Here is a 15167-nt window from a genome sequence, read left to right on the forward strand (position 1 = left end):
TCGTTTAAGTGTGCGGATGCCGCCCGTCGCACTGGAAGGCGCGCAGGGCAAGCACTAAACATGCAAAGACTTAAATGAGGGTGGGCGGTGCGCGCGATTGCGCGGTAGACCAGATGAAGAGCGGTGATGGCGACTGGTAGTACAGGGCCGGGAAAATGGCCGTGCCGCTGGCCACAAGCAGCGGCAGCACGGGACTGGGCGGCAAGCCCACGGAACCCGCATGCGTGGAACAAAAGGCGCAATGCTCCATCTGCATGGCCTTGCCGCCGGATTTTTCATCGGCGGCGCCATCATCGACCTGGCCAAGCTGGACAAACCGGATGCCGGCCACCGAGCAGATTTCGGCCCAGCCGGAGCCGGACTCCTGCTTGGCATTGGCGACGGCCTGGGAAATCGACGGCGCGAGCGCCGCCAGCAAGATCGCGAAACAGGCGATCCAGGCGGCGCAGCGGCGTGTGAAAGAGGTCATTCCCATGGCCGCATTTTACCAGCGGCCGCCGGGACTGGGTAGCGAAAAGCGGTTCAGGCGGCCGGGCAGGCAGCGTTGCCGTTGTCAAAAGCGCGCACCACACTCGCCGTATCGGCGGCGATGCGGTGCACGGCGCGGCGGTGACCGAGCACCAGTTCATCGTAGCCTTCGCCCACCTTTTCATTGGCGACCGTGCGGCAAGTGAGCACCTTGTTGCTGGCAAGCTGGCGCACGCTCCACACGGCATCGATCAGCGCATACCGCCCCATCACGGACTCGAAGCGCTGCACATTGGTGCTGATGCGGTACACGGGCAGGTTGTCGGGGTGCGGCGTGCGGAACACATCGATGGCGCCCAGGTCGCTCGTCACGGCCGTCGACAGGGCCTGGCCGATCTCGCCAGCCAGCGGTCCCGCCCAGCGCTGCTGCTCCAGCAATTCGATGCGTCCCGATGGTGCCGTCACGACGAACTGGTTGCGGCTCACCTGCTGCGGCACGCTGACGGCCAGCACCTCGACATAGTATCTGACGGGTTTGGCCGGCTGCGCGTCGGCACCGCCACTGAGCGTATAGAAATGCTCGGGCTGGGGCGTGGAGCAGGCGCCCAGCAGGCTGGCCGCCAGCAGCGCGGAAAAAATCGCTTTCATCATTTTTTTTCATCTCCTTTTTTACCGCGGATCAGGGACTCGGGATGCCGTTCCAGGTAATCGGACAGCGCGTTCAGCGATTGCAGGGTTTGCGTCAACTGCTGCAAGGCCTGGCGCACGTCAGACTGCAGCGGCGAATCCTTTTGCAGCACCTGTTCGGCCGTGCCGAAGGTCTGTTTCGCCGCCGTCAGGGTATCGCGCATTTCCGGCACCACCTGGCCATCGAGCTGCTTGAACAGGGTATTGGCCTGCTTGATGGTGGCGTTCAAATTGTTGCCGATCTCCGCGTACGGCACCTGATCGAGCTTGCGGGCGATGCTGGCGATCTGCGTCTGCAGCTCATCCAGGGTATTCGGCACGGTGGGCACTTCCAGTGGATACCTGTTCAAGTCCAGCGCCACCTTCGGCGCTTTCGGGAAGAAGTCCAGCGCGATATACAGCTGGCTGGTGAGCAGGTTGCCCGTGCGTAGCTGGGCGCGCAAGCCGCGGCTGACCATGCGTTCGAGCACCTGGTGGCCGGCCGAGCCTTCCGCATCGTCGACGGCCGCCTTGAAGCGCATGCCCAGGCGCGCCGGATACAGATTGACAGTGACGGGCATGCGGAAGTTCTTCTTCACGGGGTCGAACTCGATGCCGACCGAGCGCACCTCACCCAGCACGATGCCACGGAAGTCCACCGTGGCGCCAGGTTGCAAGCCGCGCAGGGACTGGTCGAAATAGAATACGGTGGTAATGGCTTCCCCATCGGGCTCGCGCATGGCGCTGGCCTCGTCGCCCGCCAAACGGAAATTGGTACCGGCCGGCGCCGGTTCTTGGGGCTTGCGGCCATTTTCCGCTTCGAAGGCAATGCCGCCCACCAGCATGGCGGCCAAGGACTGCGTATTCAATTTGAAACCGTTGGAATCGAGGCGCACGTCGACGCCGCTGGCATGCCACCAGCGCGCATTCTTGCCGACGAACTGATCGTATGGCGCGTTCACGAAGACCGACATGGTGATGCCGTTGCCATCCTTGTCCAGCGCAAAGCTGACCACCTTGCCCACGCGCAGGCGGTGGAAGAACAGGGGCGAACCCACGTCGACGGAGCCGAGGCTGTCCGCATGCAGGGTGTACAGCTTGCCCTTCTGGTCACCCGCCACGGCGGGAGGGCTCTCCATGCCGACGAAGTTCTCCTTCTTCTGCTCCGACTTGCCGGTGTCGACGCCGATGTAGGCGCCCGACAGCAAGGTGCCCAGCCCCGTCACGCCGCTGGCACCGATCTGCGGGCGCACTACCCAGAAGCGCGAATCGGCCGTAGCGAAGCGCCGCGCTTCCTTGCTCATGTCGATCGTTACCAGCACCTTGCTCAAGTCGTCGCCCAGGGTAATGGCGCGTACCTGGCCGATGTCGACATCCTTGTACTTGACCTTGGTCTTGCCCGGCTCCAGGCCTTCGGCGCTCTTGAAGCTGACCGTTACCGTGGGGCCCTGGTCGAGGATGGACTTGGCGGCCAGGCCGGCCCCGATCAGCGCGGCCAGCAGCGGAATGAGCCATACCAGCGATGGCAGCCAGCGGCTGCCCTGTTCCACATCGGGTTCCGGCAATGGACGGCCCCCCGTTTCGGCAAGGTCGCCTGCTTCTTTGTCAGCCATGCTGTTCTCCAATCACTGTATTGTTTCCGGTATTTGTCACCATCACGGGTTCTTCCTCTCCCGGCACCTGCCCGTCGACGGGGTCCCAGATCAGGCGCGGATCAAACTGCATCGCCGCCAGCATGGTCAGCACCACCACGGCGCCAAAGGCCAGCGCGCCGGGACCTGCCGTGATCACGGCCAGCGACTTGAAACGCACCAGCGCCACCGTCAGGGTAACGACAAAGATGTCGAGCATGGACCAGCGACCGATGAATTCGACCATGCGGTACAAGATGGTGCGCTGGCGCGGCCGCCAGCGCGAACGCCGCTGCGCCGTAAATGCCAGCAGCGCCAGCACGCCCAGCTTGAGCATGGGCACGACTACGCTGGCGATGAAAATGATGATGGCCAGGCCCTTCGAGCCGCTGGTCCAGAACAGCACCACGCCGCTCATGATGGTGTCATTTTGCGCGCCAAACAGCGTGTACGTGACCATCACGGGCAGCAGATTGGCGGGAATGTAGAGGATCATGGCGGCGATCAGCAAGGCCCAGGTGCGGTTGATGCTGTCCGGTTTGCGTACGTGCAGGGCTGTGCCGCAGCGCACGCACGCCAAGTATTTGCCCTTGCCCAGAGGCGGCGCCACCAAGCCGCAGGCATGGCAAGGCACTACCTTCTCGCCGGGCGCGAAGGCCTTGTAGCGGATGCCGGGCAGCGCTTGACGGGTCAGGTCGTCGCCCAGGTTCCACAGGGCCTTGGGATCGAACGAAACGACGATGGCCAGCATCAGGGTCAGCGCGCCAAACGCGAACAGCCCCGGTTGCGGCAGCACGGTGGCAAGGCTGGTCATCTTGACGACGGTGATCAGGATGCCGATCATCAGCACCTCTGTCATGCCCCACTCGCGTGCCGTCTGCACGGCGCGCAGCACGCGGTTAAAACCCGGGACCTTGACGCCGCCACGCAGGCCCAGCGCCACATACAGCAGGGAGCCCAGTTCGATCGCAGGGAAGAGAATGGTAAACAGGAAGACCATCGTCGCAACGATGTGCATCTGCTCGGACCACAGCACGCGAATGGAGCCGAGCAAGGTGGCGCTGGAGGTCAGTCCATTGACGTCGAGTTCGACGATGGGAAAAAACTGGGCGATCAGGAAGACCAAGGCGGCACCCAGGGTCAGCGCCACCACCTTGTCCAAGGCAGCGGACGCGCCCCGGCCCGAGGCGGCCCGGTACAGCACCGAGCGGCAACGGATGCAGCGCGCCTTCTCGCGCGGACGCAGCGGACGTTTGCGATACAGCACGCCGCAGTCATGACAGCTAATCAGGTCGTATCGGTGCACAGTTGAAGTTTGCCGGCGCGCAAGCGCGACTATCTCATGTCAATGCCAGCCATCATGACAGAGTTGGCATTTTCCTGCACTACGGCACTATTCTTTTCCACTCCCCTGCAACAGGGTCTCTACGGCGCGGCCGATTTGCAGCATTTTATCGTCGGCGCCGGCCAGGGCGCAAATGCCCAGCCCCACGGGTAGCTCACCCTCGGCGTGGCACGGCAGCGACAGCGCGCAGCCATCGAGGAAGTTGATCACGCTGGCGTTGCGCAGCACCAGGCCATTCGTGGCAAAGAAGGTGGCGTCATCGGCTTCCAGCGGCGCCAGTTCCGGTGCGAGAATAGCCACGCTGGGCATCAGCCAGGCGTCGTATGGCGCCAGGCGCCGCTCTGCAACGGAGATCAGGCGCGCGCGTGCATCGAGCAAATCGATGTAGTCAGACGCGCCCTGCTGCTGGCCGCGGCGGATGCGCGCCGCCACGCGCTGGTCGTACTGCGCACCCGTCTCTTCAAGCAACACCCTGTGCCAGTGCCAGGCTTCGGCCGCCACAAGCCCCCCACCGCCATTGATCGCCGGCAGCTCCAGCAATTCCGGGAAATCGAACTGTTCCACCTGCGCGCCGGCCGCGCGCAACTTCTCCAGCGCGCGCTCAAAAGCCTGCTGTACCGGAGGCTCGACAATCGCCCCTACGTAATCGGAGGTAAAACCGAAGCGCAAGCCTTTCAGGGCTGGCGCGCAATCGGGGATATCTTGGCCGGACAAGGCCGCATACAGAATGGCGCAGCAATCGACACTGTGGGCGATGGGACCAGCCGAGTCGAGGGAGCGCGACAGCGGTACCGTGCCAGCCAGCGATACGGAAGCCGCCGTCGGCTTGAAACCGGTCAGGCCGCAAAAAGCGGACGGGATACGAATCGAGCCGCCCGTGTCCGTGCCCAGCGCGCCGGCCGCCATCGCCAAAGCCACAGTGACGGCGCCGCCCGAGGTGGAGCCGCCCGCCACGCGTGCGCGGTCGTGCGGGTTGCGCGGCGTGCCGTAATGGGGATTCAAGCCCAGGCCGGAGAATGCAAATTCGCTCATGTTGGTGCGGCCCAGCAGGATCGCGCCGGCCGCGCGCAGGCGCGCCACGGCACCCGCATCGGCATCGGCGGGCGGCGCATCGGCCAGCGCCAGCGAGGCGGCGCTGCTGACCTGCCCCCTGACGTCGAACAGGTCTTTGATCGAGATGGGTACGCCGGCCAGTGGCGAAGGCACCCAGCCGGCCGCGCGCGCAGCGTCGCTGGCACGCGCTTCCATCAGCGCCTGTTCGCCATCGAGGCTGACATAGGCATGGCCACCCTGGGCCCGGTGCGCCTCGGCGCGTGCCAGCATGCGCTGTGTCAGTTCCACGCTGGTGATGCGGCCGGCGGCGAGGTCGGCCGCCAGTTCCCTTATCGTCGTCCTGCCAGTCAACTCCATGCTGCCTCCTCGATTTTCCAGGCATGCATCTTACCGGATGCAAGCGGCATAGTCGCCGCCCTGTCAGGCGGCCAGAAAGTCGAGCAGGGTCAGTGCGACGATCTTGCTGGCCTTGCGCAAGTCGTCCAGCGCCAGGCGCTCATCGGCCTTCTTCGCGTTCGACTCGGGCACCGTGCGCGGGCCGGCGCCATACAGCACGGCGGGGATGCCCCGTTCGCCATACAGGCGCGCATCTGCATACAGCGGCGTGCCGACGGCGGGAATCGTCTCGCCGAGAATGGCTTGCGCATTCTTTTGCAGGCTGCCGACCAGTTGCTCGGAGCCGGGCAATGGCCGCAGCGCATGCGACAACAACAGACGGCGGATATCGATGCGGATGCCAGGCTCGCTCCGCACGGCGTCTTCGATCAGCGCACGCACCTGCGCTTCCACCGCCACCGGATCTTCTTCCGGAATCATGCGGCGGTCCATCTTCATGACCACCTTGCCTGGCACCACATTGGTATTCGTGCCGCCGTCGATGCGTCCCACCAGCATGGTCGGCGAATCGATGCCTGCCACTTTGGACTTGATCTTTTTCAGCTCAGGCAACTGGCCATAGATGGCGTTGAGGATCTTGTTGGCCGCCTGCAGCGCGTCATGCCCCGTCTCCGGCATGGAACCGTGGCCCGACTTGCCGTGCACGGTGATTTCCAGCTGCAGGCAGGCGTTGTGCGCGGTGACGATGCCGTAGCTGAAACCGGCGGCGATGACGAAATCGGGCTGCGTCAGATTTTGCTCCAGCAGCCAGCCCGGTCCCAGCAAGCCGCCGAATTCCTCGTCATACGTGAAGTGCAGTTCCAGCTGGCCTTTTAATGGAACGCCCAGCGCTTCGAGCGCGCGCGCGGCGAACACATAGGTGGCGAAATCGCCCTTCGAGACGGCCGTCGCGCGGCCATACATATAGCCGCCGTCGATCTGGCCGCCATACGGCGGATAAGTCCAGTTGTCGCCGGGCGGCACCACGTCGCCATGCGCATTCAGCGCCACCGTCGGCCCGCCCGCCGCATACGGCCGGCGCACGATCAGGTTCGTAATGCTTTGCATGCCATATGCCTCGACCTGGTCCGCAGGCACCGCATGCTTTTCGACGTTCCAGCCATACGCCTGCAGCAGCTGCGCCACCAGTTCCGCATGCGGTGCGTTGTTGCCGGGCGGCGTATCCGTCGGCTGCTGCACCACCTGCTGTAAAAATGCGACTTCTTCGTCGAAGTGTTCGTCGATCCAGGCCGTGATCCGTTCCGCGTGCGTTGTCATTTTGCTCCTTGCATGGTCTGTTGTAGCCAGGCGCCCAGCTCACTGCGCTCGGCTTCCGTCATATTGGTCAGGTTCCCGATCGGCATGGCTTTCAGCTCGATGGCCTGCTTGTAGATTTGCGCCGCATGCTGGCGGATTTCCGTTTCATTATCCAGCATCATGCCGGCCGGCGCCGTGGCGAAGCCGGGCTGTGTGGGCTGAGCCGAATGGCAGGTGGCGCAGCGCTGGGCGATGATGGCATGCACGCTCTTGAACTGCGCGGCCGGGTCCACCGCCGGCGCGGCAGCCACGGCCACGGGCGCTTTCGGCGCAATGGCCACTGCCACTGCCATCAGCAGGGCCACGCCGAGGGCCGGATAACGCCACTCCACCCTTCCCTTGTGGCGCAGGTTGAAGAAGTGGCGGATGAAGACGCCGGCCGCCATGATCAGCGCCAGCACCAGCCAGGCGTGATCGTTCCGGTAGGTCATCGCATAGTGGTTGCTGATCATGATGAACAGCACGGGCAACGTAAAATAATTGTTATGCACGCTGCGCTGCTTGGCTTTCATGCCGTGCTTGGGGTCGGGCAGCTTGCCGGCCGCCATGGCTTCGACCATCTTGCGCTGGCCGGGAATGATCAGCATCAGTACATTGGCCACCATGATGGTGCCGATCATGGCGCCCACGTGAATGTAGGCGGCGCGCCCGCTGAGCAAATGCGTGAGCACATATGCGGCGCCAACGATCAGGGCAAACACCGTCACGCCAAACCACAGTTCATATTGCGCCAGCTTGGACCGGCACAGCAGGTCGTACACGGTCCAGCCGATGACGAGGGTGGCGATGCCGATGCCGACGGCCTGGCCGCTGGAAATATCGGCCACGGATTTGTCGATCATCATGGCCTGGGCATTGAAGTAGTAGGCAATCGTCAGCAGCGCGAAACCGGACAGCCAGGTGGAATACGCTTCCCACTTGAACCAGTGCAGTTCCTTTGGCAGTTCGGCGGGCGCCACCAGGTATTTTTGCGGATTGTAAAAGCCGCCGCCATGCACGGCCCACAATTGCCCCGACACGCCCTTCTTCGCCAGCTCGGAGCCAGGCGCGGGCGGACGGATCGAGTTGTCGAGCCAGACGAAATAAAAGGAAGCACCGATCCAGGCGATGCCCGTGATGACGTGCAGCCAGCGGACGATCAGGTTCAGCCACTCAAGGCCGTACGGAATCAGGTAGGCAAATACTTCCATAAATTTCCTCTAGTCAGACCGAAGCTATATTCGTGCCAATCTACACAAGATAAACGGATTTACCGCCCATCACATGAAAAATATCGTATATTTAACATATTCAAATCGATATACAACAGAGCCGCCGCCCCATGTCCAGCCTGCCGCAACACCTCGACCTGCACCTGATCCGCATCCTCTACCTGCTGCTGGTGGAAAAGAATGTCTCGCGCGTGGCGCTGAAACTCAATCAGCCGCAGCCTTCGATTTCCGCCTCCTTGCGCAAGCTGCGCGAATTGACGGGCGACCCGCTGCTGGTGCGCGGTGCGCGCGGCATGGTGCCCACCCAGCATGGCGAAAGCCTGCTCAATCCTGCCAAGCGCATCCTCGACCAGACGGAAAGCCTGTTCGTCAAGAAAACGCCGTTCGTGGCGCAGGAAGAGGCGCGCACCTTCCATATCGCCGCGCCCGACTACCTGGACAGCCAGTTCTTGCCCAACGTGGTGGCGCTGCTGCGCCGCGGTTCGCCGAAGAGCCGCGTGGTGCTGCACAGCCTGGGGCCGGGCATCGACCATATCCGCCAACTGTCCGATGGAGGACTGGACCTGGTCATCGCCAACTGGGACGAGCCACCCGCCCATCTGCACATCTCGAAGCTGTTCGAAGACCCCATCATCTGCGCCATGCATGCGGAAAACGCCTATGCCCGGCGCACGGCCAGCGACGCCATGACGCTCGACGATTATCTGAGTCTGCCCCACGTGGCGCCGTCGCAGATGATGCCCGGCTACCATGGCGTGATCGATTCCTTCCTCGAACGGCAAAACCTGCAGCGCAACGTAGTGGTCGAATCGGCGTATTTCGGCTTGATCCCCTACATGCTGACGCAGACGGACCTGGTGCTCACCACGGGCCGGCAATTCATGCGCTTCTATGAAAAAACCCTGCCGCTGAAAACGTATACCGTGCCATTGAAATTCCCGCCCATGCGCTTTTACCAGCTGTGGCATCAGCGCGTGCACCAGGCGCCCGAACACAAATGGCTGCGCGACCAGGTCAGCGCGGCGGCCAAGGCGCTGGTGCAGCGATAGCCGCTATCAGCACGCGCATATAATGGATACAGGCACGGGGCGCTATCATTACCGCTTGCATGATCGGAAAACCATGACCACCCTTTCAGACCTGAACGCCAACAGCCACGCCGATTTTATCGCCCACCTGCATGGTATCTATGAACATTCGCCCTGGATCGCCCAGCGCGCGGCGCCCGCCCGGCCGTTCGCCAGCCTGACGGCCCTCAAGACGGAGCTGCAGCGCGTACTGGCCCTGGCCTCCCCCGATGAGCAGCTGGGGCTGATCCGCGCCCATCCCGAGCTGGCTGGCAAGGCCGCCATCGCGGGGCAGCTGACGGCGGAGTCGACGCGCGAGCAAGCCAAGTCCGGCTTGAACCTGTGCAGTCCCGAGGAATTTTCCACCCTGCAGCGCCTCAACAGCGAATACAACGCCAAGTTCGGCTTTCCTTTCATCCTGGCCGTGAAGGGCCCGACGGGCGAAGGATTGACGCGCCAGGATATCATCGCCACGTTTGCGCGGCGCCTGAAAAACCGGCCTGCTGATGAACTGGCCGAATCGCTGCGGCAGATCAAGCGCATCGCCGAGCTGCGCCTGAACGACCTGTTCGACGTGCGCCTGGACTTCGGCCCGGCCATCATGCAGCAGGCAGAAACCCTGGCCGGCTGGAGCGACAGCGATTACAACCTGACCTGCGCCTACCTGACGCCAGCGCACCAGAAGACGGCCGCGCAACTGGCCGACTGGATGCGGGAGGCGGGCATGCAGGTGCACATCGACGCCGTCGGCAATGTGGTCGGCCGCTATCTGTCCGACGCGCCAGGCGCAAAGACGCTGATGACGGGATCGCATTACGACACGGTGCGCAACGGCGGAAAATACGATGGCCGGCTGGGCATCGTGCTGCCGATCGCCGTCGTGCGCCACCTGCACGAACGGGGCGAAAAGCTGCCGTTTCATTTCGAGATCGTCGGCTTCGCCGAAGAGGAAGGCGTGCGCTTCAAGAGCACCTTCCTGGGCAGCACGGCCGTGACGGGCAAGTTCGATTTGTCGCTGCTGGAACAAGTTGACGCGGATGGCGTGAGCATGCGCGAGGCGCTGGCTGCCGCCGGCCACGAGGCGAGCGCCATCGGCGCCATCGCGCGCGATCCGGCCGACTTGCTCGGCTATGTGGAAGTGCACATCGAGCAGGGCCCCGTGCTGCTGGAGCGCGACCTGCCGCTGGGGATTGTCACGGCGATTGCGGGCAGCTCGCGCTACCTGGTCAGCCTGAGTGGCGTGGCCAGCCATGCGGGCACCACGCCCATGACCATGCGCAAGGATGCGGCCAGCGCGGCTGCCGAAATCATCCTGCTGGTGGAACAGCGCTGCAACCAGGGCGACGCGCTGGTGGGTACCGTGGGCCAGCTGCAGGTGCCCAACGGTTCCGTCAACGTGATCGCCGGCGCCTGCACCCTGTCGCTCGATATCCGCGCCGCCAGCGATACCGTACGCCAGGCGGCCGTCGACGACATCCTCGATGGCATCGCCGCCATCTGCGCGCGGCGCCAGATCGACTATCAGCTGGAACTGCTGCTGTCGGCGCGTGCAGCGCCGTGTGCGCCGTGGCTGATGGCGCAGCTGGCGCAAGCCGTGGAATCGGTCGGCATCGAACCATACACCTTGCTGTCTGGCGCCGGCCACGACGCCATGGCCATGGCCGCCGTCACCGAAGTGGCCATGCTGTTTACGCGCTGCGGCAATGGCGGCATCAGCCACAACCCGCTGGAAACCATGACGGCCGACGACGCCGACATCGCGGCACGCGCGCTGCTGGCGTTCTTGCGCAACTTCCAGCCCAAGCCCTGAGTGGGGGACGTGGGCCGCTGACCTAGTCGGCCACGGCCCGCTCCAGCATCGCGTGCAGCAGCACATTGCAGCCCGCTTCCAGGTGCTCGGGCTTGGCATCCTCGATTTCATTGTGGCTGATGCCGTCCTTGCACGGCACGAAGATCATGCCGGCCGGCGCCAGCCTGGCCGCGTAGATGGCATCGTGACCGGCGCCCGACACCACGTCCATCACGGAATAACCGAGCTTTGCTGTGGCATTGCGCACGGCGCCAACGCAGTCGGGGTGGAACGGGCATGGCGGGTAATAGGAAACCCGTTCAAGAGATATATCCAGTCCCGTGCCGGTGCGCGTGGCGTCGATAAAGGCCGTGATCTCGCCATGCATGGTGTTGAGCAGTTCATCGTTCACATTGCGCAGGTCGATGCTGAACTTGACTTCACCGGGGATCACGTTGCGGCTGTTCGGGAAGACCTGCACCATGCCCACCGTGCCGCGCCCATACGGCGGGTAGCGGTTGGCAATGGCGACGACTTCCTGCATGATGCTGGTGGCCACCTGCAGCGCGTCCTTGCGCAGCCCCATGGGCGTGGGTCCCGCATGCGCTTCCATGCCCGTCACGACGCAGTCGTACCACGACAGTCCCATCACGGCAGGTACCACGCCGATCACCTTGTCCGCGTCTTCCAGCACGGGGCCCTGCTCGATATGCGTTTCAAAATAGGCGCCGATGGGATGCTCGCCCGGCACCTGGTCTCCACGATAGCCGATGCGCGCCAGCTCTTCGCCCACCGTTTTCCCTTCCGTGTCTTTCGCCGCGTAAGCCGTCTCCAGCGAAAACGCGCCGCAAAAGACGCCGGAGCCCATCATCACGGGCACGAAGCGCGAGCCTTCTTCATTGGTCCAGAACGCCACTTCAATGGGTGCCTGCGTCTTGATTTTCAAATCGTTCAGGGTGCGCACCACTTCCAGGCCCGCCAGCACGCCGTAATTGCCATCGAACTTGCCGCCCGTGGGTTGCGTGTCGATATGGCTGCCCGTCATCACGGGCGGCAAGCTATTATTGGTGCCGTCGCGGCGCATGAAGACATTGCCGATCTGGTCGATGGTAATGCTCATGCCAGCTTCGCGGCCCCAGCGCACCACCAGGTCGCGGCCCTGTTTATCCAGATCCGTCAGGGCCAGGCGCTTGACGCCGCCCTTCGCCGTCGCGCCGATCTGCGCCAGTTCCATCAGGGCCGCCCACAGGCGCTCGCCATTGATACGCAATTCATCCATCGTCAACTCCTTATGCGGTGGTGGCGGAAAACGCGGGCCGTTCGATATAGCGTCCGGCCCCTTCGACGGCCATCAGCTCGCCCTTGTGGAACACCACCTTGCCGGCGGCAATCGTGGTGCTGGGGATGCCGCGCACGGTGCGCCCCTCGAAGACATTGAAACCTCCCTTGGCGAACTGCGTCGCGGCGGAAATGGTGCGCGTGCCCTGCGGATCCCACAGCACGATGTCGGCATCGCTGCCTGCGGCGATGACACCCTTGCGTGGATACATATTGAAGATCTGCGCCGCATTGGTCGACGAGACCTTGACGAATTCGGAGGGCGTCAGCATGCCGGAATTGACGCCAGCATCCCATACGACGGCCATGCGTTCCTCGACACCGCCGCAGCCGTTCGGGATGCGCGTGAAGTCCTGCTTGCCGGCCGCCTTCTGCTCGGCGCAGAAGGTGCAGTGGTCGGTGGCCGTCGTGTGCAGGTTGCCGCTTTGCAGGCCGTGCCACAGAGCCGCCTGATGGTGCTTGCCGCGAAACGGTGGGCTCATGACGTGGCCCGCCACGTAGTCGAAATCATCGCTCTGGTAGACGCTGTCGTCGATCACCAGATGGCCCGCCAGCGCTTCACCATACACGCGCTGGCCGTTGGCGCGCGCGCGCGTGATGGCGTCGAGCGACTCTGCGCACGAGACGTGCACGATGTACACGGGCGTGTTGAGAACATTGGCGATGGCGATGGCACGGTTGGCCGCTTCCGCTTCCACGGCGGGCGGGCGCGACAGGGGATGCGCCTGCGGCCCCGTGATGCCCTTTTTAAGCAGCGCTTGCTGCAACTGGAATACCAGCTCGCCGTTTTCCGCATGCACAGTCGGCAATGCCCCGAGTTCCAGCGAGCGGGTAAAGCTTTTTACCAGGGTTTCATCGTCGGCCATGATGGCGTTTTTATACGCCATGAAATGCTTGAAACTGTTCACGCCATGCTCACGCACCAGCACTCCCATCTCTTCATGTACCTGCTCGCTCCACCAGGTGATCGCCACGTGGAACGTGTAGTCGCCGGCCGCCTTGGCCGACCACTCGCGCCACTGATGATACGCCTCGATCAGCGACTGCTTCGGCGCGGGAATCACGAAGTCCATGATGGTGGTGGTGCCGCCCGCCAATCCCGCCGCCGTGCCCGTGAAAAAATCGTCCGACGTCACGGTACCCATGAATGGCAGATTCATGTGCGTGTGGGTATCGATCCCGCCCGGCATCACGTACAGGCCACCTGCATCGATCACGGTGGCGCCAGACGGCACCGGCAGGTTCTCGCCGACGGCGGCGATCATGTCGCCCTCGATCAGCACATCGGCGCGAAACGCGCGGTCGGCGTTGACGACGGTACCGCCACGTATCAGTGTAGTCATCTTGTCTCCTTTGTGATTACGACTGCGGCGCCTGCTGCACGTGCGCCACGGCCTTGCCCTTCATCATGACGCCGTAGACGACGGCGGCGATGGCCACGCCCACGAACCAGGCGTAGGTGTAGATGGTTTTAAAGCCTTCGGCCACGCCGGGAAACGCCGTGGGGAAGGCCGCGTTCAAAAAGCCTGGAATATTCGGCAGCACGGCGATGACAAAGGCGATCAGCGCCGCCATGTTCCAGCCATTGCCATACGAGTAGATGCCGTCATCGCGGTACAGCTGCTTGACGTCGAGCTGCGTCTTGCGCACAAAGTAGTAGTCGACGATGAGGATGCCGGCAATGGGCCCCAGCAAAGCCGAGTAGCCGATCAGCCAGGTGAAGATGTAGCCCTGCGTCGATTCGAGCACCTTCCACGGCATCATGACAATGGCGATGAAGGCCGTGATATAGCCGCCCATCTTGTACGAAATCTGCTTGGGTGCGAGCGAGGAAAAATCGTAGGCGGGCCCCACCAGGTTGGCCGCCAGGTTGACGCTGACCGTGTCGATCAGCAGGATGATCAGGGCGATCAGCACGGCGGCGCCCGTCATGCGGCTGGCCAGGTCGACCGGGTCCCAGATGGCCTTGCCGTACATGACCACCGAGCCTGCCGTGACGATCACGGCCAGCATGGCCAGCAATCCCATGGGCACGGGCAAGCCGATGGACTGGCCGATCACCTGGTCGCGCTGCGTCTTGGCGAAGCGCGTGAAGTCGGGAATGTTCAGTGCCAGGGTGGCCCAGAAACCCACCATGGCCGTCAACGATGGCCAGAAGACGCTCCAGAACTGGCCCGCCTTCTTACCGCCGGGGATGAATTGCGATGGCTGGTCCAGCAGACTGGCCACGCCGCCGGCCTTGCTGTGCACCCAGTACAGCAGCACGAAGCAGATGAGAATTTTCAAGGGCGCCGTATAGGTTTCGAGCTTGCGGATCGATTCCATGCCATGCAGGATGTAATAGAACTGAATGGCCCAGAAAGCCAGGAAGCACAGCAACTGGCTGCCGTTGATGCCCAGGCCCGCGATCTTCTCGCCACCCAGTTCATGCCCCATCAGCACGCCCATCAGGGTGTAGATCATCTGGCCACCAAACCACGTCTGGATGCCATACCAGCCGCAGGCGACGATGGCGCGCATCAGGGCCGGCAGCCGCGCGCCCATGGTGCCAAACGAGGCGCGCGCCAGTACTGCGTACGGAATGCCGTACTTGGTGCCCGCATGGCCGATCAGCAGCATCGGCAGAAGCACGATGGCGTTGGCGAGAAATACCGTGAGCACTGCCTGGTAGCCGGACATGCCGCTGTCGATCAGGCTGGCCGACAGGGTGTAGGCGGGAATGCACATCACCATGCCGACCCACAGCGCGGCGAAGTGATACCAGCGCCAGGTGCGCTGCACCGCGGTGGTGGGCGCAAGGTCTTCATTCCAGAGTTGCGTGTTGCCTGAATAGTCGTGGTTCACAGGTATGCTCCATCGGTTGGGAGGGGATCGGTATTATAGAAACGGCGGCAGCCTAGCTTACCG

The 15167-nt window shown here is 63.4% G+C and carries 12 protein-coding genes; 2 read left to right on the forward strand and 10 right to left on the reverse strand.

Annotated elements, in window-relative coordinates; genetic code table 11:
* Positions 1-70: 70 nt before the first annotated feature.
* The 7 genes from ACQ4WN_RS18085 to ACQ4WN_RS18115 all read right to left on the reverse strand — a co-directional run bounded on the left by ACQ4WN_RS18085 (position 71) and on the right by ACQ4WN_RS18115 (position 8045).
* Positions 71-469 carry a DUF2946 domain-containing protein gene (locus ACQ4WN_RS18085; protein WP_436552798.1) on the reverse strand — a complete coding sequence of 133 codons (399 nt, stop codon included), beginning with the start codon at positions 467-469 and terminating at the stop codon, positions 71-73.
* Between the two features lie 53 nt (positions 470-522).
* Positions 523-1119 (reverse strand): PqiC family protein, encoded by a 597-nt coding sequence (locus tag ACQ4WN_RS18090; protein WP_436552799.1) that lies wholly within the window; start codon positions 1117-1119, stop codon positions 523-525.
* Complete coding sequence (locus ACQ4WN_RS18095) at positions 1116-2747, reverse strand: PqiB family protein (RefSeq protein WP_436552800.1); 1632 nt, start codon at positions 2745-2747, stop codon at positions 1116-1118. Before ACQ4WN_RS18095 ends, ACQ4WN_RS18090 begins: the two co-directional genes overlap by 4 nt.
* The gene (locus ACQ4WN_RS18100) at positions 2740-4032 is read right to left on the reverse strand and encodes a paraquat-inducible protein A (RefSeq protein ID WP_436552801.1); all 1293 of its coding nucleotides are present in this window, start codon (positions 4030-4032) and stop codon (positions 2740-2742) included. The genes ACQ4WN_RS18095 and ACQ4WN_RS18100 overlap by 8 nt, the downstream gene beginning before the upstream one ends.
* A 126-nt stretch (positions 4033-4158) precedes the next feature.
* A complete protein-coding gene (locus ACQ4WN_RS18105; RefSeq protein WP_436552802.1) occupies positions 4159-5520 on the reverse strand; it encodes an amidase in 1362 nt (453 codons plus the stop codon).
* A gap of 63 nt (positions 5521-5583) precedes the next feature.
* Positions 5584-6816 (reverse strand): M20/M25/M40 family metallo-hydrolase, encoded by a 1233-nt coding sequence (locus tag ACQ4WN_RS18110; protein ID WP_436552803.1) that lies wholly within the window; start codon positions 6814-6816, stop codon positions 5584-5586.
* Positions 6813-8045, reverse strand: coding sequence for a urate hydroxylase PuuD (locus ACQ4WN_RS18115; RefSeq protein WP_436552804.1), 1233 nt, complete (start codon positions 8043-8045; stop codon positions 6813-6815). Before ACQ4WN_RS18115 ends, ACQ4WN_RS18110 begins: the two co-directional genes overlap by 4 nt.
* Positions 8046-8176: 131 nt before the next feature.
* Between ACQ4WN_RS18115 and ACQ4WN_RS18120 the strand changes: the two genes are divergently transcribed.
* Both ACQ4WN_RS18120 and ACQ4WN_RS18125 read left to right on the forward strand, forming a co-directional pair.
* The gene (locus ACQ4WN_RS18120; protein ID WP_034754583.1) at positions 8177-9115 is read left to right on the forward strand and encodes a LysR family transcriptional regulator; all 939 of its coding nucleotides are present in this window, start codon (positions 8177-8179) and stop codon (positions 9113-9115) included.
* 73 nt (positions 9116-9188) lie between these two features.
* Positions 9189-10943 carry an allantoate amidohydrolase gene (locus ACQ4WN_RS18125; RefSeq protein WP_436552805.1) on the forward strand — a complete coding sequence of 585 codons (1755 nt, stop codon included), beginning with the start codon at positions 9189-9191 and terminating at the stop codon, positions 10941-10943.
* A 22-nt stretch (positions 10944-10965) separates the two neighbouring features.
* Here ACQ4WN_RS18125 and ACQ4WN_RS18130 read toward each other — a convergent pair whose 3' ends face one another.
* From ACQ4WN_RS18130 to ACQ4WN_RS18140, 3 genes are read right to left on the reverse strand one after another with little or no spacing between them, the layout of a single operon-like run.
* Positions 10966-12201 (reverse strand): Zn-dependent hydrolase, encoded by a 1236-nt coding sequence (locus tag ACQ4WN_RS18130; RefSeq protein WP_436552806.1) that lies wholly within the window; start codon positions 12199-12201, stop codon positions 10966-10968.
* Positions 12202-12211: 10 nt separating this feature from the next.
* Complete coding sequence (gene hydA / locus ACQ4WN_RS18135; protein ID WP_436552807.1) at positions 12212-13603, reverse strand: dihydropyrimidinase; 1392 nt, start codon at positions 13601-13603, stop codon at positions 12212-12214.
* Positions 13604-13619: 16 nt separating this feature from the next.
* Positions 13620-15104 (reverse strand): NCS1 family nucleobase:cation symporter-1, encoded by a 1485-nt coding sequence (locus ACQ4WN_RS18140; RefSeq protein ID WP_436552808.1) that lies wholly within the window; start codon positions 15102-15104, stop codon positions 13620-13622.
* Positions 15105-15167 lie beyond the last annotated feature (63 nt).

The sequence above is a fragment of the Janthinobacterium pasteuri genome, assembly GCF_051380775.1.
GTDB lineage: Bacteria > Pseudomonadota > Gammaproteobacteria > Burkholderiales > Burkholderiaceae_D > Janthinobacterium.